Origin of the sequence: Hafnia alvei, assembly GCF_034424155.1 — a bacterium.
Classification (GTDB): domain Bacteria; phylum Pseudomonadota; class Gammaproteobacteria; order Enterobacterales; family Enterobacteriaceae; genus Hafnia; species Hafnia alvei.
This window is the reverse complement of the sequence record NZ_CP139992.1, coordinates 2,258,405-2,278,386: the sequence shown is the minus strand read 5'-3', so window position 1 is coordinate 2,278,386 and position 19,982 is coordinate 2,258,405. Positions and strand designations below refer to the sequence as shown.

General features: G+C 46.5%; 20 protein-coding genes. 9 read left to right on the top strand and 11 right to left on the bottom strand.

The window, feature by feature from the left end; translation table 11 throughout:
- Positions 1-133: 133 nt before the first annotated feature.
- Positions 134-1,126 (top strand): 2-hydroxyacid dehydrogenase, encoded by a 993-nt coding sequence (locus U0008_RS10695; RefSeq protein ID WP_043493177.1) that lies wholly within the window; start codon positions 134-136, stop codon positions 1,124-1,126.
- A 111-nt stretch (positions 1,127-1,237) separates the two neighbouring features.
- Here the strand turns inward: U0008_RS10695 and U0008_RS10690 are convergent, their stop codons facing one another.
- Positions 1,238-1,459, bottom strand: a complete 222-nt coding sequence (locus U0008_RS10690) for a glycogen synthase (protein ID WP_040044977.1) — start codon at positions 1,457-1,459, stop codon at positions 1,238-1,240.
- Positions 1,460-1,566: 107 nt separating this feature from the next.
- Positions 1,567-2,106: a GNAT family N-acetyltransferase gene (locus tag U0008_RS10685; protein WP_043493176.1), complete on the bottom strand. Its 540-nt coding sequence runs from the start codon at positions 2,104-2,106 to the stop codon at positions 1,567-1,569.
- Between the two features lie 248 nt (positions 2,107-2,354).
- On the opposite strand from U0008_RS10685, the gene hslJ reads away from it, so the two are divergent.
- Entirely contained in the window at positions 2,355-2,783 is a 429-nt protein-coding gene (gene hslJ, locus U0008_RS10680; RefSeq protein WP_043493175.1) for a heat shock protein HslJ, read from the top strand.
- Between the two features lie 88 nt (positions 2,784-2,871).
- On the opposite strand, the gene U0008_RS10675 is transcribed toward hslJ, so the two are convergent.
- The gene (locus U0008_RS10675) at positions 2,872-3,135 is read right to left on the bottom strand and encodes a putative hemolysin (RefSeq protein WP_040044979.1); all 264 of its coding nucleotides are present in this window, start codon (positions 3,133-3,135) and stop codon (positions 2,872-2,874) included.
- A 306-nt stretch (positions 3,136-3,441) separates the two neighbouring features.
- Here U0008_RS10675 and U0008_RS10670 point away from each other — a divergent pair, with 306 nt between their 5' ends.
- From U0008_RS10670 to U0008_RS10645, 6 genes are all read left to right on the top strand, one after another.
- Positions 3,442-4,098, top strand: coding sequence for an MgtC/SapB family protein (locus tag U0008_RS10670; protein ID WP_043493174.1), 657 nt, complete (start codon positions 3,442-3,444; stop codon positions 4,096-4,098).
- Between the two features lie 318 nt (positions 4,099-4,416).
- Positions 4,417-7,950, top strand: coding sequence for a pyruvate:ferredoxin (flavodoxin) oxidoreductase (gene nifJ, locus U0008_RS10665; protein WP_043493173.1), 3,534 nt, complete (start codon positions 4,417-4,419; stop codon positions 7,948-7,950).
- Positions 7,951-8,384: 434 nt separating this feature from the next.
- Positions 8,385-10,436: a formate-dependent uric acid utilization protein AegA gene (aegA, locus tag U0008_RS10660; RefSeq protein WP_043493172.1), complete on the top strand. Its 2,052-nt coding sequence runs from the start codon at positions 8,385-8,387 to the stop codon at positions 10,434-10,436.
- A gap of 349 nt (positions 10,437-10,785) precedes the next feature.
- Positions 10,786-11,922: a porin OmpC gene (gene ompC, locus U0008_RS10655; protein WP_043493171.1), complete on the top strand. Its 1,137-nt coding sequence runs from the start codon at positions 10,786-10,788 to the stop codon at positions 11,920-11,922.
- 264 nt (positions 11,923-12,186) lie between these two features.
- On the top strand, positions 12,187-12,468 hold the full coding sequence (locus U0008_RS10650) for a hypothetical protein (RefSeq protein ID WP_025801314.1): 282 nt from the start codon (positions 12,187-12,189) through the stop codon (positions 12,466-12,468).
- A gap of 213 nt (positions 12,469-12,681) precedes the next feature.
- The gene (locus U0008_RS10645; protein ID WP_043493170.1) at positions 12,682-13,098 is read left to right on the top strand and encodes a DUF2000 domain-containing protein; all 417 of its coding nucleotides are present in this window, start codon (positions 12,682-12,684) and stop codon (positions 13,096-13,098) included.
- 56 nt (positions 13,099-13,154) lie between these two features.
- Here the strand turns inward: U0008_RS10645 and U0008_RS10640 are convergent, their stop codons facing one another.
- The 4 genes from U0008_RS10640 to U0008_RS10625 all read right to left on the bottom strand — a co-directional run bounded on the left by U0008_RS10640 (position 13,155) and on the right by U0008_RS10625 (position 15,780).
- Positions 13,155-13,529 carry a RidA family protein gene (locus tag U0008_RS10640; RefSeq protein WP_043493169.1) on the bottom strand — a complete coding sequence of 125 codons (375 nt, stop codon included), beginning with the start codon at positions 13,527-13,529 and terminating at the stop codon, positions 13,155-13,157.
- A 27-nt stretch (positions 13,530-13,556) separates the two neighbouring features.
- A complete protein-coding gene (locus U0008_RS10635) occupies positions 13,557-14,357 on the bottom strand; it encodes a PhzF family phenazine biosynthesis protein (protein WP_043493168.1) in 801 nt (266 codons plus the stop codon).
- Positions 14,357-15,118: a helix-turn-helix transcriptional regulator gene (locus U0008_RS10630; protein WP_043493368.1), complete on the bottom strand. Its 762-nt coding sequence runs from the start codon at positions 15,116-15,118 to the stop codon at positions 14,357-14,359. The genes U0008_RS10635 and U0008_RS10630 overlap by 1 nt, the downstream gene beginning before the upstream one ends.
- A 140-nt stretch (positions 15,119-15,258) precedes the next feature.
- Positions 15,259-15,780, bottom strand: a complete 522-nt coding sequence (locus U0008_RS10625) for a GNAT family N-acetyltransferase (RefSeq protein ID WP_043493167.1) — start codon at positions 15,778-15,780, stop codon at positions 15,259-15,261.
- 385 nt (positions 15,781-16,165) lie between these two features.
- Between U0008_RS10625 and ttcA the strand changes: the two genes are divergently transcribed.
- Positions 16,166-17,104, top strand: coding sequence for a tRNA 2-thiocytidine(32) synthetase TtcA (gene ttcA, locus U0008_RS10620; RefSeq protein WP_043493166.1), 939 nt, complete (start codon positions 16,166-16,168; stop codon positions 17,102-17,104).
- Positions 17,105-17,158: 54 nt separating this feature from the next.
- Here the strand turns inward: ttcA and U0008_RS10615 are convergent, their stop codons facing one another.
- The 4 genes from U0008_RS10615 to zntB form a co-directional block, all read right to left on the bottom strand.
- The gene (locus U0008_RS10615; protein WP_043493165.1) at positions 17,159-17,854 is read right to left on the bottom strand and encodes an ArsR/SmtB family transcription factor; all 696 of its coding nucleotides are present in this window, start codon (positions 17,852-17,854) and stop codon (positions 17,159-17,161) included.
- Positions 17,855-17,869: 15 nt separating this feature from the next.
- Positions 17,870-18,259, bottom strand: coding sequence for an ACT domain-containing protein (locus U0008_RS10610; RefSeq protein ID WP_043493164.1), 390 nt, complete (start codon positions 18,257-18,259; stop codon positions 17,870-17,872).
- Positions 18,260-18,265: 6 nt separating this feature from the next.
- Positions 18,266-18,577, bottom strand: a complete 312-nt coding sequence (locus U0008_RS10605; protein WP_025801303.1) for an antibiotic biosynthesis monooxygenase family protein — start codon at positions 18,575-18,577, stop codon at positions 18,266-18,268.
- A 353-nt stretch (positions 18,578-18,930) separates the two neighbouring features.
- Positions 18,931-19,938, bottom strand: coding sequence for a zinc transporter ZntB (gene zntB / locus U0008_RS10600; protein WP_369828321.1), 1,008 nt, complete (start codon positions 19,936-19,938; stop codon positions 18,931-18,933).
- Between the last annotated feature and the right edge of the window lie 44 nt (positions 19,939-19,982).

Sequence of the window (19,982 nt, the reverse complement as noted above, 5' to 3'; positions counted from 1 at the left end):
TTGTGTTGAATTTTAGTTCAGCAAAAGTGCACGTTTAGGCCATCAGCTTATTTGTCATACTAAATTTCGTTCGCTTTGTCTGTTTTGTTCATTTTTGCTATCATGATCACACTTTTCTGGTGGAGAAACCCCTATGAAGCTCGCGATTTATAGTACTAAACAGTATGACCGCAAATATCTTGAACTAGTAAATAAAGAATTCGGTTTCGAGCTGGAGTTTTTTGACTTTCTGTTAAGCCCTAAAACGGCGAAAGTTGCACAGGGCTGTGAAGCGGTGTGTATCTTTGTCAACGACGATGCGAGCCGTGAAGTGCTAACCGAACTGGCAGCGCTCGGCGTTAAAATTATCGCACTGCGCTGCGCTGGCTTTAATAACGTTGATCTTCAAGCCGCCAAAGAGCTTGGCTTAGAGGTGGTTCGCGTACCGGCCTATTCACCGGAAGCGGTTGCCGAACATGCTGTAGGCTTGATGATGAGCCTTAACCGCCGCATTCATCGCGCCTATCAACGTACCCGCGACGCCAACTTCTCGCTGGAAGGATTGATTGGCTTTAATATGCATAACCGCACCGCGGGCGTTATCGGTACCGGTAAAATCGGCGTGGCTACCATGCGCATCCTGAAAGGCTTCGGCATGAAGCTGCTGGCCTATGATCCATACCCAAACCCACAGGCGTTGGAATTAGGCGCGGAATATGTGGATTTGAAAACGCTGTATGAAAAATCTGACGTGATCACCCTGCACTGTCCATTAACGCCAGAAAATCACCATCTTTTGGATGCGTCTGCGTTTGGCCAGATGAAGAACGGTGTGATGATCATCAACACCAGTCGTGGCGGCCTGATCGATTCAGATGCGGCGATTGAAGCGTTGAAACAGCAGAAAATTGGTTCGCTGGGAATGGACGTTTATGAAAACGAACGCGATCTGTTCTTTGAAGATAAATCTAACGACGTCATCCAAGACGACGTATTCCGTCGCCTGTCAGCCTGTCATAACGTGTTGTTTACTGGGCATCAGGCCTTCTTGACCGAAGAAGCGCTGACCAGTATTTCTGAAACCACGCTCAATAACATTCGTACGCTGGTCAACGGCGAACACTGTGAAAATGTAATTAGCGCCTAAGTTCTGGTTTCAGCGATACCAAAACAAAACCCCAGTGCAAACTGGGGTTTTCTGTTTGAGGTTATGTGTTGAAAGCTTCGCACTAAAAGTGCGATAAAACCCTCGTCGAATTTAGGCGATATGCTCCACCAGCAATGCCTGACGATAATGTGCTAAACGCTGATTAAACAGCTCACGCTGCTTTGCCGACATGTTGCCACACACCTTGCTGGCATCCATCTCACGTCCTTGCGACTCCATTAACGCAATGCTGCTGGCTAAAAAATCCATATTATTTTCGCCAAAATTGTTTCCATCACTCGTTGAAACACGCTGTGCGGTAGTCTTCACCATCTGGCACACTCCTCTTTCTGATTTTGAAAAAAGGTTAATATGCTGCGTTGACTTAGTATCCCCTACACCGTGGCTAGAGACTAAACACTGCGTGCTTGTTTTTTGACCTAGACCGTGTTGGAGATCACATTATTACGCTCCATAATATAAATCATGTTGCCGTGGTAACCCGTCTCTTTACGTAACGTGAAGCCACATTTTTCAGCTAAGCGAACCGAACGAACATTTTCTTCATCGATGATGCAACACACCGGCTTTTTTAGCACCTCATCCGCCCAGGCAAGAACGCACTTTGCAGCTTCTAACGCGTAACCTTTACCATGAAAAGAAGGAATAAACGTCCATCCCATTTCGGGATAACGCAAACTCGGTTCAATTTCACGATGATTTTCGGCGAGGCCAATATTGCCGATGTATTGCTGTGTGCTCTTATCAAAAACGGCCCAGTAGCCATAATTGAAAAGTGCCCAGTTACCTGTATAGCGTAACAGACGCTGCCAAACTTGCTCGGGAGTTTGCGGAGAACCACCGATAAATTTCACAATCTCAGGATCTGACCACATTGCGCAAAGGTCAGGGAAATCCTCGAGCCGGTGGGTCCGTAAAACCAGTCGTTCGGTCATTAAGACCGGCGTATCCAGCACCATAACATCCTCTGTGTGTTTATCTTTCAATATCTTATTCGTGGGATATTTTCATTTTTACTTCTGTTGATTTATAAACCGAAAGAAACAAAACAGGCAAACAAAAAACCTATCGCCAAGGTGCTTTTGTGAAGCAAAAGAAAAATCTGCTTTTAGTAAGGTATGTATCAGTTGGGGTAAACGAGTAGAATAGGCTTAGGTTTACGGTGTAAGCCGTCGATTATTCTGTAGAAATAGATAGAGGCAATACAATGAAATTTAAAACGCTACCTCTGGCATTAGGCTCGGTTTTACTTGCCGCGTGTACGACTCAGGCTCAGCAGCCGTTGCAACAAAGCGATCTCTTGCATCGCCATTTTGTCCTGCAAAGCGTAGATGGCAAAGTTATCACCGGTGCGAAAACGCGTATGGAGCCCGGTATTGAGTTTGGCGAAAAAATGCATGTTTCTGGAGCGATGTGTAACCGCTTTATGGGTCAAGGCGAGCTGAACAATAATACATTGAAGGTAGAGAATTTAGCCTCGACTCGTATGGCGTGTATCGATCCCGCGCGTGCGGAATTAGATCCGATCATCAGCGATGTGTTGAGCAAAGGCGCGGATATTTCTTTAGTGAAGGGCCAACTCATCTTGAAAAATGCCAAGCATACACTGGTTTATCAGCAGCGTGATTGGATGTAATTTCGACAATGCGCCCTGCCGGCTGGAGTCATAGCCGGCATCATCGTTTGGCTATCCCAATGATTGATAGCGGAAGAATACAGCAAGATTAGTTGGCGGGACAGGCACCACGGATTAATGCAGATTCGCCACAGCGTTTACCATCAGGTAATTGGCACATACCAACAGAACTGCCATCGAGTTGGCTTGAAAGAGCCAGAGTGCCTCCCGCCAGCGCACAATTTTCAGCCGCCGCGTTTGACATCCCGATACGCTGATGAACGTTAGCACTGGTTGCCTGCTGTTCAGGTTCACTGCTACATCCCGACAGCAAAATACCTACCGCAAGCGCTAAACTTAACTTTGCTATCATTTCCACTCACTCCTCTCGCCGTGTTTTATTCAAAGTTTTTTATTTGTTGATCAATATTGGCTAGTACTTAATTGGCTGGCTCTTAGGTACATTTTTCACACAGAACGCCCCTATGCCAACTTAATGTATCAACTAAATCGCTACAAAAAGCTAATAGCACGAAAATAAGGCCTTTTAGCCTGTTTTTCCCGTAGGCTGGTTAAGATAAAATTGCCGGCTACGTAAAGCTGGGCGTACTGTGAAATAATTATTCGTTTTTACGCTTAATCGTTCTGCAAAACAATAAAATTACAGCGAGAGGAACAAATGATTACTGATTTATTGCTACGCGTCGTATTAGCCGGATTTCTTGGCGGCCTCATTGGCATTGAACGCCAACTGCGGGCTAAAGAGGCCGGATTGCGTACGCACGTATTGGTCGGTATCGGCAGCGCCATGTTTATGATTGTCTCTAAGTATGGTTTTAACGACATCCTGATGGAATCACACGTTGGATTAGACCCGAGTCGTATTGCGGCTCAGGTGGTCAGCGGAATGGGCTTCCTCGGCGCAGGCACCATTATGATCCAAAAACAGGTCGTGCGCGGGCTAACCACTGCGGCCGGGCTTTGGGTAACCGCCGCCATCGGCTTGGTAATTGGCAGCGGCATGTATGCGATTGGCATCTATGGCACGCTAATGACATTAATTGTGCTCGAAGTTTTCCGCCAGTTGAGCAATCGCCTGATCGGTCATCACCACTCCATCATTATTCAATTGGTACCTGCCAGCGTGTCCGGCATTCTATTAGCGTTACAACAAATGCGGCTTAAACCGGGCTATTTAACCGTTAACCAGCACGATGTTGATACCGAACTGTGCGAAATGTCACTCGATGTCACGCTACGGCCAAAACAGGATATCAGCGAGGTCTATCAGAATTTACAGCAGGTCGAAGGCGTACATTTTATAGATATTCGCTAATAGACATCTCATCACGCGGCGTTATTTCGTTCTCCAATAAGCATTTTTTAATCACCTTATTGGAGAACATGACAGAATGTAAATTAATATTAATCCTGCCCTCCTTTCCTCTATTTTTTGTTACACAGCATCCATTGCGATGCCATGAAACTGACAAGCCCGCTAATTATGTTTTGCTATCATCATGCCATGATGAGACGTGGCTCGATTGTCATTGCTGCGTCCGGTGCAATATATCTTAGAGAGTTCAAGAGCAGCCTGCGCTTGCCATTTGAATGACCGACGGTATTACGTTGTGAGCAACAAAAGGTACATTTAATGATCACCACTGATGGTAATAACGCAGTGGCTTCAGTGGCTTTTCGAGCCAGTGAAGTTATCGCTATATACCCTATTACGCCAAGCTCAACCATGGCGGAACAAGCAGATTCTTGGTCAGGCGATGGACGCCGCAATATCTGGGGCGACATCCCACGCGTCGTTGAAATGCAGTCTGAAGGCGGGGCGATAGCCACCGTTCATGGCGCATTGCAAACGGGCGCTTTGGCGACATCGTTTACATCATCGCAGGGATTGCTGCTGATGATCCCCAACCTGTACAAAGTTGCAGGCCAGCTAATTCCCTTCGTCCTGCACGTTGCGGCGCGAACCGTTGCAACACACGCATTGTCTATTTTTGGCGACCATTCAGACGTCATGGCGGTTCGCCAAACTGGGTGCGCCATGCTGTGCGCCAACAGCGTGCAGGAAGCACAAGATTTCGCGCTGATTTCCCATATAGCGACGCTTAACAGTCGCGTTCCTTTTATTCATTTCTTTGATGGTTTTCGTACCTCTCATGAAATCAATAAAATCGTTCCGCTTTCGGACGACACCATTAAGTCATTGATGCCGCAAGACGCCATCGATGCGCACCGTGCACGCGCTTTAACGCCAGATCATCCGGTGATCCGCGGAACCTCAGCTAACCCTGATACTTATTTCCAGTCACGCGAAGCCACCAATCCTTATTACCAAGAAACCTATCAGCACGTCGCCGATGCCATGCAGGCATTTGGTGAGGTGACCGGTCGTCACTATCAGCCATTTGAATATTACGGTCACCCAGAAGCTGAGCGTGTTGTGATCCTGATGGGCTCCGCTATTGGCACCTGTGAAGAAGTCGTTGATACCCTTCTCAGCCGAGATGAAAAAGTCGGCGTGCTGAAAGTGCGTTTGTTCCGCCCTTTCTCTGCCGAACATCTGCTGAAAGTGCTGCCAAGCACCGCAACACGCATTGCAGTATTGGATCGAACCAAAGAACCGGGCGCGTTAGCTGAGCCGCTGTATCTTGATGTAATGACTGCCTTGGCTGAATCATTTAGCCGGGGCGAGCGCAACACATTGCCTCGCGTTATCGGCGGGCGCTACGGACTCTCCTCCAAGGAATTTGGCCCTGACTGCGCGCTAGCCGTATTTAACGAACTGAAACTTGATAACCCTCGTCCACGCTTTACCGTGGGCATCTTTGATGATGTGACCGGACTATCTCTGCCGCTGAGCGACGAACTTCTGCCGCAGCGCACACGTTTGGAAGCGCTCTTCTATGGTTTAGGCAGCGACGGCACGGTGTCTGCCACCAAGAACAACATCAAGATCATTGGTAACAGTACTCCGCTTTATGCCCAAGGCTATTTTGTTTACGACTCCAAAAAAGCCGGCGGCTTGACGGTCTCTCACCTACGCGTGAGCGATAACCCGATCAATTCAGCCTACCTAATTAGCCAAGCTGATTTCATTGGCTGCCATCAGTGGCAGTTCATTGAAAAATACCAAATGGTCGAACGTCTGAAACCAGGCGGCGTTTTCCTCATCAATACGCCTTACAGCGCCGATGAGATCTGGCATAACCTGCCTAAAGATGTGCAAGCGTTGCTGCATCAGCGTCAGGCCAAGGTATACATTATCAATGCGGCGAAGATTGCCCGTGAATGCAAACTCGGTGCCCGCATCAATACCGTTATGCAGATGGCATTCTTCCATCTGACCAACGTGTTACCGAGCGACGATGCCCTTAAACTGCTGCAAGATGCCATCACGCGCAGCTATAGCAGCAAAGGCAATGAAATCGTTGAGCGCAACTGGCAGGCTCTGGCGGTTTCACGTACCGCATTAACGGCCATTCCGCTACAGCCTATTGATGACACCAGCGCCATGCGCCCACCGGTAGTCTCCGATGAAGCGCCTGATTTTGTGAAAACCGTTACCGCCGCCATGCTAGCTGGTTTGGGCGATGCTTTACCGGTATCGGCCTTCCCGCCGGATGGCACTTGGCCAACGGGCACCACCCGTTGGGAAAAACGCAACATCGCCGAAGAGATCCCAATTTGGGAAGCACCGCTGTGTACCCAATGTAACCACTGCGTTGCTGCCTGCCCGCATTCTGCAATTCGTGCCAAAGTCGTTTCCCCTGACGAGATGGAAAATGCACCTGAATCACTGAATTCGTTGGACGTCAAAGCGCGTGACATGCGTGGACAGAAATACGTGTTGCAGGTTGCGCCTGAAGACTGCACCGGCTGTAATCTGTGCGTTGAAGTGTGCCCAGCGAAAGATCGCCAAAATCCTGAAATTAAAGCGATTAACATGAAGCCGCGCTTAGAGCATTTGGCCGAAGAGAAAGCGAATTTTGACTTCTTCTTAGAACTGCCAGAGATCGAACGCAGTAAAATCGAGCGTATTGATATCCGTACTTCACAGCTGATTTCACCGCTGTTCGAGTACTCGGGTGCCTGTTCCGGCTGTGGTGAAACGCCTTACATTAAGCTGCTAACTCAGCTGTATGGTGATCGCCTCCTGATTGCTAACGCAACGGGTTGTTCATCGATTTATGGCGGTAATTTACCGACCACGCCGTACACCACTAACGCAGATGGCCGTGGTCCTGCTTGGGCCAACTCGCTGTTTGAAGACAACGCTGAGTTTGGTCTTGGCTTCCGTTTAACCATCGATCAGCATCGCCAGCGCGTTAACCGCCTGTTAGACAGCTTAGCTGAGCAGTTGCCGCCAGAGTTGCTTAATGAGCTTCATCAGCCCGACTTGCCGATCGAAGAACGTCGTATTCAGGTTGAAAAACTGCGTACTGAATTGCAGAAAATCGACTCTGACGACGCTCGTCAGTTAATCACCGACGCCGACTATCTGGTTGATAAATCGGTTTGGCTTATCGGTGGTGATGGCTGGGCCTACGATATTGGTTTCGGAGGGCTCGATCATGTCTTGAGCCTGACCGAAAACATCAACGTATTAGTGCTGGATACCCAGTGCTACTCCAATACCGGCGGTCAGCAATCCAAGGCTACGCCATTGGGCGCGGTGACAAAATTTGGTGAGCATGGGAAACGTAAGGCGCGCAAAGATTTAGGCGTCAGCATGATGATGTATGGTCACGTATACGTTGCACAAATTTCTTTGGGGGCGCAGCTTAACCAAACGGTGAAAGCCATTCAAGAAGCTGAGGCCTATCCTGGGCCATCCTTAATCATTGCATACAGTCCTTGTGAAGAGCACGGCTACGATCTGGCCTACAGCCATGAACAAATGAAACAGCTCACCGCCACCGGATTCTGGCCGCTCTATCGCTTTGATCCGCGCCGCAGTGATGAAGGCAAACTGCCGTTGGCGCTGGACTCTCGTCCGCCGTCCATCGATCTGGCAGATACCTTGCTCAAGGAACAGCGTTTCCGCCGCTTGAATACGCAAGAACCCGAAGTCGCTCAGCAGTTGTATCGTGATGCTGCTGCCGATCTGAAAAAACGCTTTGAGTTCTTAAGCCAAATGGCGGGTAAACCGATTACCGATAGCGACGAATAAGCATTCATTAGCGAGTAACCCTAAAAGCGATGTCATTTTGGCATCGCTTTTTTATTACCTCCATAAAGGTGATTAAATAAGCCAGCGCCAAATTTCCTAATATTCTTATTTACTATTTCAAGGCTGAAAGGTTTCAGTCTGAAATAATTAATTATCTGTTTTGATTATCAATAACTACATATCAAATAACATTCATGTGTCATTTTGATATCGCGAATAAACAAATCCAAAATCTATGACGATTGAAAATTGATTCAGCGCATCTTCGCTTTGTTATTGCTGCTCTTTTGAGCAATAACCATGGGGTAAATGTGATACGTTGCACAATTGGCTAATTCCTTAGCCTTCAATAAGTCATTTTCCCTAATCTTTGCATGCTATGTGCATCACCGGAACAAAACTAATAATTTTAACCGGACGTGGGTGAGGTCGTTATGAATCGATTTGTTATTGCTGATGCTAAAAACTGCATCGGTTGCCGGGCCTGTGAAGTTGCCTGTGTGATGGCACATAATCACGGCGAACATGTGCTAACCCCTGCACAATTCCAGCCAAGAATTCACGTGCTCAAACTTGAGCACAAACACACGGCGGTGTTATGCCGTCACTGTGAAGATGCACCTTGCGCCAACGTGTGCCCTAACCACGCGATCGAAAAACGTGACAACAGTATTCAAGTTATTCAAGAGAAATGCATTGGCTGTAAAACCTGCGTCGTGGCCTGCCCTTTTGGTGCTATGGAAGTGATTACCCAGCCAGCGCCCACCGAAACATTGCCTGACGGTGTTATCGCTAACGCCCACAAATGTGATCTATGCGCAGGCGTCGCCGATGCCCCATCCTGCGTCACCAGTTGCCCAAGCAATGCATTAAAACTGATCGACGATGAAACGCTGAATAACCTGCGTCGCCAGCGTCAGCTGCGCGCCATGCTGAACGATGACTCAGGCTTACTCTTTGACGGCAGCGCCAGCAAGGTACTCCAATCAGCAGCGCCTATCGTGATGCCGAATCGCTCCGCGAAGCCAAGTAAAGTACCGCAGATGCTGAGCACCCCTGCGCGGCATGACCCGGTGAAAAAGCCGATTGCAATTCGCAAGGCTACATTCGTTGAGATCTATCCCACCTTCAGTGAGGAAGAAGCCAGCGGGCAAGCCAGCCGTTGTCTATCTTGCGGAAGCCACAGCGTGTGTGAATGGACATGCCCATTACACAACCGGATACCGCATTGGGTAAAACTGGTCAAAGAAGGCCGAATTCTGGAAGCCGTTGAGCTTTCGCATCAAACAAACTGTCTGCCAGAAGTCACCGGACGAGTTTGTCCGCAGGATCGTCTGTGTGAAGGCTCATGCACATTGGGTAAAGAGTTCGGCGCTGTCACCGTGGGCAACATCGAACGTTTCATATCAGACAAGGCCTTTGAAATGGGATGGACACCCGATCTTTCCTATGTGAAACCGGTAGATAAACGCGTTGCGATCATCGGTGCGGGTCCCGCGGGGTTAGGCTGTGCGGATATTTTGGCGCGCAACGGGATTAAAGCCGTCGTTTATGACCGTCATCCTGAAATCGGCGGGCTGCTGACCTTTGGTATTCCTTCGTTCAAACTGGATAAATCTATTCTGGCACATCGCCGAGAAATATTTACTGCGATGGGCATTGAGTTCCATTTAAACACTGAAATCGGCCGTGACATTACGCTTAATGAATTACTTGAGAGCTACGATGCGGTATTTGTCGGTGCAGGCACCTACCAATCAATGAAAGCCGGTTTAGAAAACGAGGACGCTGAAGGCGTGTACGATGCCCTACCTTTCTTGATTGCAAATACCAAGCAGGTAATGGGATTGCCGGAGCTCCCAGAAGAACCCTACATCAATATGGCAAACAAACGTGTTGTGGTGCTGGGCGGCGGAGACACCGCAATGGACTGCGTACGCACCTCCATTCGCCACGGTGCAGAAACGGTAACCTGCGCCTATCGCCGCGATGAAGCCAATATGCCAGGCTCGAAGAAAGAGGTTAAAAATGCCCGTGAAGAAGGCGTTGAATTTGAATTTAACGTGCAGCCGCTAAGTATTGAAATCGATAATGATGGGCGCGTTACCGGCATTCGCATGCTAAGAACCGTTATGGGTGAACCTGATGCCGCAGGACGCCGTCGACCTAAACCGGTTCCCGGCTCCGAGTTCGTCATGCCTGCCGATGCCGTGGTCATCGCCTTTGGTTTTAACCCACATAAGATGCCTTGGCTCGAAGCAGAAAACGTAAAACTGGATCAATGGGGCCGAATTGTCGCCAGCGTCGAGACGGCTATTCCTTATCAAACCAGCAATAAAAAAATATTTGCCGGTGGTGATGCAGTGCGCGGTGCAGACCTAGTTGTAACAGCCATTGCCGAGGGAAGACATGCCGCCGACGGCATTATGACGTATCTCAACGTTCCCATTCAGCGCCCTATTATCACCCCAGAAAATGCGGCTTAAGCATATATTCAAACTATAAATAAAAGCAGACTTCGGTCTGCTTTTTTATTATAAAAAGATAAAACAAAGTGTGACCAACAATACAAAACAAGAAGTAAACCATTTGCAATTAAAAATAAACCCACATTGAATTAACTGAAAATTACCAATTAATTAATCATGACTAAAGCATTCATTGATTCAATCAAGGTAACCAATGACATTTTTATTATTAATTCCAGCCATCTTATTACAAATTACATTTACAGATAAATGGAACTTAATCGTTAGCATCTAATGGCTGTAATGATTAATTAAAACCTATGATTAAGTGTTTTTTATTCACACGAAAAATAACAAGGATTTTATCATGAAAAGAAAAGTTTTGGCGATGGTTATTCCCGCTCTGTTGGCAGCAGGCGCAGCTCACTCAGCTGAAGTTTATAATAAAGACGGCAACAAATTAGATTTGTATGGCAAAGTTGATGGCCTGCATTATTTCTCTGACGACTCAAGCAAAGATGGCGACCAGTCTTACGTACGTGTTGGCTTCAAGGGTGAAACTCAGATTACAGACCAACTGACCGGTTATGGCCAGTGGGAATATAACGTTCAGGTAAATAACACTGAAGGTAATGGCAGCGACGGTAACTTTACTCGTTTAGGCTTTGCCGGCCTGAAGTTCGGCGACTACGGTTCATTCGACTATGGCCGTAACTACGGCGTGCTGTACGACGTTGAAGGCTGGACCGATATGCTGCCAGAGTTTGGGGGCGACTCTTATACTCAGGCTGATAACTTCATGACCGGCCGTGCAAACGGCGTGGCAACTTACCGTAATACTGGTTTCTTTGGTTTAGTTGATGGTCTGAACGTTGCAGTACAGTATCAAGGTAAAAATGACGGCACCAATAATGACAATGAAAAACTGAGCAATAACTCACGTGACGTTCAGCATCAGAACGGTGACGGCTACGGATTATCGACGACTTATGACTTCGGCATGGGTATTAGCGCTGGTGCAAGCTATGCTTCCTCCGATCGTACCGACCAACAAACCAATCTATCTACCGCTCGCGGCGACAAAGCTGACGCATGGACTGTTGGTCTGAAATATGATGCTAACAACGTCTATTTAGCGACTATGTATGCTGAAACTAACAACATGACGCCATATGGTGATAGCAATCAGATTGCGAATAAAACTCAAAACTTTGAAGTCACAGCACAATACCAGTTCGATTTTGGCCTGCGTCCAGAAGTTTCCTACCTGCAGTCTAAAGGCAAAGATCTTTACACCGCTAACGCGCAAACATCAGCAAATAGCATTGGTGACAAAGATTTAGTTAAATACGTTTCTGTGGGTACAACCTATTACTTCAACAAAAATATGTCTACCTATGTTGATTATAAAATTAACCTGTTAGACAACGATGATAGCTTCTATAAAGAGAACGGCATCTCTACCGATGACGTAGTCGCTGTTGGTTTAGTTTATCAGTTCTAATCTTTTTTCAGCATTCTGCTTAAAGCCACCTTCGGGTGGCTTTTTAATTACTCAAAGTAAATAACAAAAAACCATATGCCTTTAAAATTTAAAAATATCATGTTTTATGCATTTCATAAATGAAACGAATATATACATAAGGCTACACTTAATAGGTTTTATTCATAGTCAATAAGCGCGAGAATAAGCCTATCAAATAAGGAAATTTCCAACACAGCAATGGACGCCATAGAAATATATTGTAATTTCAAAATAAGGCATTGTATGAAAAAGCTAATTTTATCTGTTGTATTCGCTACAGTAACAGCCAGTACTGCGTTCGCCGCAGACATGCAGATCCCATGGGCCGACAATAGCGGCGGTACAGAAAGCACGCACATTGCAGCTCAAAATCAAGATTTAAACTATCAACATCAGAAAGTTACAAAAACAATGGAAGGCACTTGGGCTGACAACAGCGGAAGCATTTCTCAAGATGAACAGGCCCTTGTTAGCCACAAACCCGCCGTGGTTGCGGACCCTTCTTTGATGCCACATCAAGGCTAATGTTATGCCGCAACATATATTTGTTGCGGCTTTCTTTTTTACACACCGCAACACTCTCCCACTAACATTCGAACTAAAAACTGATATCTTTTTTTAAACACTCATTTTTTGCATCCAAATAAAAACATCATCGATAATAAATTTAATATAATAATTGAATCAATCCATTTGATTGTATATATTTAAATACATATATCTAAATGAGAAAATAAAATGTACGAAGATAACGAAAAGAAACTTTATGTTATTCTTAATCGAAATCATGAAGTCAGTACGCTGATGAATGCAGCCTGCCATCTTAGTTCTGGAATTACAGTCTGTGCCGAAGGAAACGTGTTTGATGAATATCAAAATGCCAGCAGTGGATTAAAAGCCAACTTGAGCCACTATCCTGTCGTTGTATTACAGGCTAAAAATAGTAGTCAACTGGCCACGGCGACTCAGAAAGCTAATGAAGCGGGTATTACTTATAATTTCTTTACGAGTACAATGCTTTCTCATTCCGCTGAACAGCAAATTTCAGACACGCTAAATACCGAACTCGATAAGCTAGACTTTATTGCTATTGCATTGTTTGGCGATTCTGAAGCACTAAAACCGATTACCAAGAAGTTTTCAGTGTATAAATAGAATTTCAAATATAAAAAGGCCTGCAAATTTGCAGGCCTTTTTATTATAAATATTGATTATTTTTTGATGACGGCCTGCACTTCAACCTCAACATCTAATCCCATCACAAGATCACAGCTAATTGCCGATCTCGCAGGAAAACCTTGCTTGAAATAGGTTGCATAGACTTGGTTAAATTCTGCGAAATGTTTCATGTCCGATAGCCAGACTGTCACTTTAACCACTGAATCTAAATCAGAGCCGCAGTCGCTTAATGTTTTTGCGATGCTTTGCATGATATTTTCAGTTTGCTCCGCAACGCTGCCGTAAATCGGCTTACCTTCTGCAGACATTGAAACCTGTCCTGATAAAAACAGAAAATCGCCAGCTTGTACGGCTTTAGCAAACGGAAAAGGTAATTCACTGGCAAATCGATGAATATTTATCGTCATTATTTTCACCTTTAGGTAAGTTAGAAATTAAACCGTTATCGTCCCGTGGAGATAAAGCACCACTTGCCCGCTGATAATCACGCGCGACTCTCCGCTGGCGTGAGTATGCAATTGGCAACGTAACTGCCCTTTCCGTTTTCCACCTTGCTGAGCGGTAAGAATGCTCTTACCCATTTTCTCTGCCCAAATTGGAGCCAGACAGGTATGTGCAGATCCTGTGACAGGATCTTCATTCACGCCAACGTTGGGGCCAAACCAGCGTGAAACAAAATCAAACTGACTCCCTGCAGCCGTAACGACTACGCCGCGCACGGGATAGTTAGCTAGCAGAGAAAAATCTGGCTCAAGGTTTTCGATATCGTCAGGCGAATCTACCAGCACAATATAATCATCGGCCTTATAAACTTCACGAATAGGCACTGATAGATTGAGCGCCTGAGCCAACCCATCCGGAATATCAACCTGAACGGGATTTTTGGCAGGAAAGTTCATTGCCAAAAAATCGCCGTCGCGCGTTACACTCAGCACACCGCTACGTGTTGAAAAATTCAACACCCGGCTTTTTTCATTGAAATGGTTGAACAACACCCATGCTGTGGCTAACGTGGCGTGGCCACAAAGATCAACTTCAACCAGCGGAGTAAACCAACGCAGCTCTATCATTTCGCCATTACGCACAAAAAATGCGGTTTCAGACAAGTTATTTTCCGTCGCAATCTGCTGCAAAGTGCTGTCATCAAGCCATTCGTCTAGCGGACATACGGCTGCAGGATTACCGCCAAATGCACGAGCAGTAAAAGCATCTACCTGAAAGATTTCAATTTGCATTATTTTTTCCTCGATGATGTCTGAGCTTTGGCGATAGTTTGGCTCTGTCTGATTTCTTCCAGATAGTTATAAATCGTATAGCGAGTGACACCCAGCGCCTTCGCGGCCTTCTCCACTCCGCCTTTCACAATAAATATGCCGCGATCCTGCATCTGACGTACAGCCTCTAGCTTAGCCTTCTTATTCATGGCACCGTTTTTCGTGCCGCTTTGCTGCATTGCGCCCTGAATAATTTCCGTCATCAGATATTCCATATCGGGCGGCTCTGATGCCTGATTTTCGTGCTGCGCGCCCGTCGCCAAAAGCTGAGCTAAACACGCCTGAGCAGCCTCAATACCGCTAACGTCAGAGTTAACACATAAACTGGCAAACGGATGTCCCTGAGCGTCACGGTATACCACTGTCGCACTGCGCAGCTTTTTGCCCGAGCGAGTCAACGTCTCATAACCCCCCACCACAGAAGGTTCATCGCTTGAAACGTCTTGGATCTCCTGCATCACAGCAGAAAAGCCCCTATCATTTTGCGGCCCCGCTAAAACAGAGCTGCCCACTTGGCGTCCAGAAACATGTCCATTCGCGATTGCCAATATTGAGTTCTGAGGATTAGTTAGATCATGCAATACGACTTCGGTATTACGTCCTACAACGCAACCCAGCATTTGCAGCGCGCTGCGTAATACTTTAACAACTAATGTACGTTCACTGATGATGGCCGGATCAGTGACATCAGAAATACAAGGATCGGTTACCGAAGTCTTCATAGAGGCTGAATACCAGATGGCGCAGAAGCGCATGCAGAGAATGGAGGATACAATATCAACGAAAAATCACTTTTTCAACATTATGTTGAAAATAGGTAAAGCCACAGTTTGGACTTTACGGCTCGTAAGTGCGGATAAACCTAGTTCGTTACGCTAAATGCGGCATGAAACTCAACGGTACCCACTGGAACATGTCCTTTAAATGCCAAGGTCTGAAAATATTCAGCCGGAACCCCTAGCAAAACCAGCGAATCGTCGGCAACAAATCCAAAGCGGCCATAGAAGCCCGGCTCGCCGAGCACGACGCACCCTGCTGCACCGAGAGATTTTAATTCAGTAAGAATTTGTTTAACTAACATAGAACCAATCCCTTTTCCTTGGAAATCAGGAATAACGGAAACCGGGGCTAAACCATACCAACCTGACTCACCGCTGCTAATGGTGACAGGCGAAATAGAAGCGTGCCCCACGATGTGTTGATCACTGAGGCATTGAGTATCCAACGCCACCAGCGAAAGAGTGAGTGATCCGGCATCTCTGAGCGCGTTAACGATCAAATGCTCGTTATGATCGGTATGTTCCGCATTTAAAAATGCGCTAGCGGTAACTGATTCTATGGTATCGATATCCTGCGGTGTTTCATGACGAAGCGTTATGGTCATTGGTGTGTTTCTCAGTGGTCAGTTTATTTAATTCAAAAAATATTCTGTACGATTCTAGTTTAAGTTTGGCAGCCAGATTAAAGACTTCCATTACTGTTCTAAAGAGTCATTATATCAATATAGAGCTAGCTATCAGTGGGTTATCAACAAAGATCTTACTTTTCATTTCTTGGATTGATAATTTCTAGAATCTCACAGTAAAACTCGCTGGAATTCGTCGCCGTAATCCGTACCATACACGCCACGAAGCAGAACTGGCGATAGCCGCGTAGGTTAGATGCAGTTGGCCTTGCCCATCAGGCCTGATAGTCTGCCAGATCAGAAAATGATTATTGCACGTTGGGTGCCTAACCCTGCGAGCCTCATAACACCGGATACATATTCAATGTCAGAAGAACAAACCATCAACAAGAAAGAACAATACAATCTCAGCAAGCTACAAAAACGCCTGCGCCGCAACGTGGGTGAAGCCATCGTCGATTACAACATGATCGAAGAAGGCGACCGTATTATGGTTTGCTTATCCGGTGGCAAAGACAGCTACACCATGCTGGAAATCCTGCGCAACCTGCAACAAAGTGCACCTATCAATTTCAGCTTGGTCGCCGTGAATCTGGATCAGAAACAGCCTGGTTTCCCCGAAGATATCCTGCCTGCCTATTTAGACAGCATCGGCGTGGAATATAAAATCGTAGAAGAAAATACCTATGGCATAGTTAAAGAAAAGATTCCAGAAGGCAAAACCACCTGCTCGCTCTGCTCTCGTCTACGTCGTGGGATCTTGTACCGCACCGCGACCGAACTGGGCGCCACTAAGATTGCATTAGGCCATCATCGTGATGACATGCTGCAAACGCTGTTCTTAAACATGTTCTACGGCGGCAAGCTGAAAGGTATGCCACCTAAATTGATGAGTGATGACGGCAAGCACATCGTCATTCGTCCGCTGGCTTACTGCCGCGAAAAAGATATTGAACGTTTCGCTGAGGCACGCGCTTTCCCAATCATCCCGTGCAACCTGTGTGGCTCACAGCCGAATTTACAGCGTCAGGTCATCAAAGATATGCTGCGTGATTGGGATCGTCGTCATCCAGGCCGCATCGAAACCATGTTTAGCGCAATGCAGAACGTAGTACCTTCGCATCTTGCTGATATTAATCTGTTTGATTTTAAAGGCATTCAGCACGGTGGCGAAGTTGTCGACGGCGGTGATTTGGCTTTTGACCGCGAAGAGTTGCCGCTAATCCCCGTCGGATTGGCTGATGATGAAGATGCACCAAACTTCGATAACGCGGTACGTTTGGACGTCGTTGAAGTGAAATGATGGTTCATAGATAGATTAAACGCCGCGTAAAGCGGCGTTTTTTATACTTGAAAGCTAACCGTCAATATTAAAAAGCTTCCCCATTGCCCTTCTGCCATCTGGCGTTATGTTAACCTTGCGAAAACCCGGAACCCTTTGTATCCATTGTTTATGCTCGCAGTGCAATAACAGTTCAGCCCCCGCATCGCCACCAAGATGAAATCGACGCTCACTCCAGTCCAGACATCCACAGCAAACTTTACGTTTGCTATTCTTGTTGAGATTGATGCCGAGTTCTTTAAATTGGCTAAAACCTAAATCCGTTAATGCGGTTCCTTCTGAATTGAACCATCCAGCATGACTCATCGAATCATATATTTTCACCGCTACCTCACCAGCCAAATGGTTGTAGCAGGTTCTTAACTCTCGCAACTCAAGTGGTGCTTGTGTTTTTTGAGCTGGGCTTCGCTGCCACGAAACCCCCATTATCATCTCAATGAGCTCTGCCGTTTCGTTTCCGGCCAGTTGGTAATAGCGATGCCTGCCTTGAGAAAGGCAAATAATTAACTTATTCATCAGCAGTCGGCTCAGATGTGCGCTTGCAGTAGAAGCCGCAACCTCTGTAACGGCACTCAGTTCGGTCGCCGTCCATGCCCGCCCATCCATCAACGCACAAAGAATTTTAACTCGTGAAGGATCTGACATTGCTGCAGCCACCGCCGCCATAGAAACCTCAAGTGCATCAGCATTATCAAGCGGCTCAGCATTCATATTTTGGCATCCCAATTAGGTTTCAGCGGCCCAACATTCTGTGGCCTGCAGGGCAATCTTCTCATTGTCGGTAATAAAAATAAGTTGATTAGCACGGTCGCAATAATGGACTAAAAGATTAATACCTTTCGCCGACAGCGCTGCTGCAATTTCACCGAGAACATTCAACTGCACCTGCTGAATTCTCATAATCAGAGGCCGCCGAACATGACAGACTTGAAACCCCTCGCTCTCGAGCAAGGCCTTGGTTCGGTGCCCATTACTGACCAGAAAATGCACATGGCAATGTTCTTCTACCGCCAATACACATCCCCCTTCAACCCCAATACCATTAAGTGCAAGGATCTTGTTTAACCAAGCCAACTCACCCGGTGAATTTTTCAACACAATATGGATATCATGCATATTCGCCTATCCTCTATCTTCTGAAGAATAAGCCCTAGCAACATGAGCAATTCGGATCGTGTAGTTTAAGAAAATGGATTCACGTCCCTCAATCTGAGCAGCCTGGTGGAAAATATTATTCTTCCACGCTAACACCGCATTTTCATCACGCCACCACGACAGTGACAAGATTTTTCCTTGCACACTCAAACTTTGAAAACGTTCGATACCGATGAACCCCTCGATCTCTTCTAACAATGGTCTGAGTTCACTAGCCAGCTGTAAGTAACGTTCCTGCTGATTTGAGTTGGTTTTTGCCTCAAAGATTACCGCGATCATGATTTCTCTCCGCTCCGTAGATAAGCGTTAAGTTAGCGGTTTATAGAGGTAATGCTTCGTTGGAAAACGAAATATGCAAGGCAGTAGTGGAAATAGGTTGGTTTGAGAAGGCAAAAAAAAATGCCGACTAAAAGTCGGCATGTTACGAATTAAATGTGCTATGCAATAATTCAAAAAATTAGGAAGTAAGACAATATGGAGCGCAACGCCCATCGCTTGGCGTTGCATTCACCTGCGAAATGAAGTTTGCCCTACCTCTAAAGGATAAATGTTGATATGGCTCAATATCGCGGGCTGTTTTGGCTATTCATACCGATTTCTTTGATTTGCCACAAAAATTTCGCCGTGAGTATTTACAACCATTTACTACGTTTTAACCAGACCACAACGAAAATACACAACAAAACTAGCAAAAAGCAGAATGTGGCAAACGCAACCGGCGACGTATTGCCAGGAATACCACCTAAGTTCACCCCAAACAGCCCAGTTAAAAACGTCGTTGGCAGGAAAAGCATGGCCAGCAACGACATCGTATAGGTACGGCGGTTCATGGCATCCGCCATCAGGTTTGAAATTTCATCAGCCAGAATAGCAGTACGCGCAATGCTGCCGTCTAAGTCATCCAAGCCACGGCCTAAACGATCTGAAATATCCTGCATGCGGCGACGATCGTCATCGGTCATCCACGGTAAACGCTCACTGGCCAAGCGGGCAAAAACATCACGCTGTGGAGCCATATAGCGACGTAGCACAATCAGCTGTTTGCGAATTAGCGCAAGCTGCCCACGCTCAGGAACCTGTTGGTCGAGCAGATTATCTTCAAGATCGATAATTTTGTCATGCAGGTCTTCAATGAATTCGCTGGCATGGTCAGTTAACGCATCGGCGACCTGTACTAATAAATCACCGCTGCTTACTGGACCAGTGCCGTTTTGCAGATCGGTCAGCACTTCGTCAATGGCATACACTTTACGATGGCGCGTCGACACCACCAGCTTGCCCGTCATATAGAGACGTATCACCACTAATTGGTCGGGACGTGAATCGTTATTGAAGTTAATGCTACGCAGCGTAATCATGGTGCCATCGCCCAAGCGAGTCACCCGCGGACGCATGCTTTCGCCTGCCAGACATTCGCGAACGGAGTCAGGTAACAGCACAGAGCTTGTCAGCCAGCGTTGAGTTTCTTCACGAGCATAGTCCAAATGCAGCCAGCAAGGATGTTCGCAGGTCGCCTGCGTGAGATCCGTAACCGGAATGCTTCCGCCTTTGCCGTCGAGCTGCAAAGCATAAACAGCATCCTGAATTTTTAACTGTTCACCCGAAATGACATTAGTATCAGTCACGGCATCCTCTTTCAGTCGCAAAAAAACGATATCTAATACTAGCCTTAACGTTTTGAAAT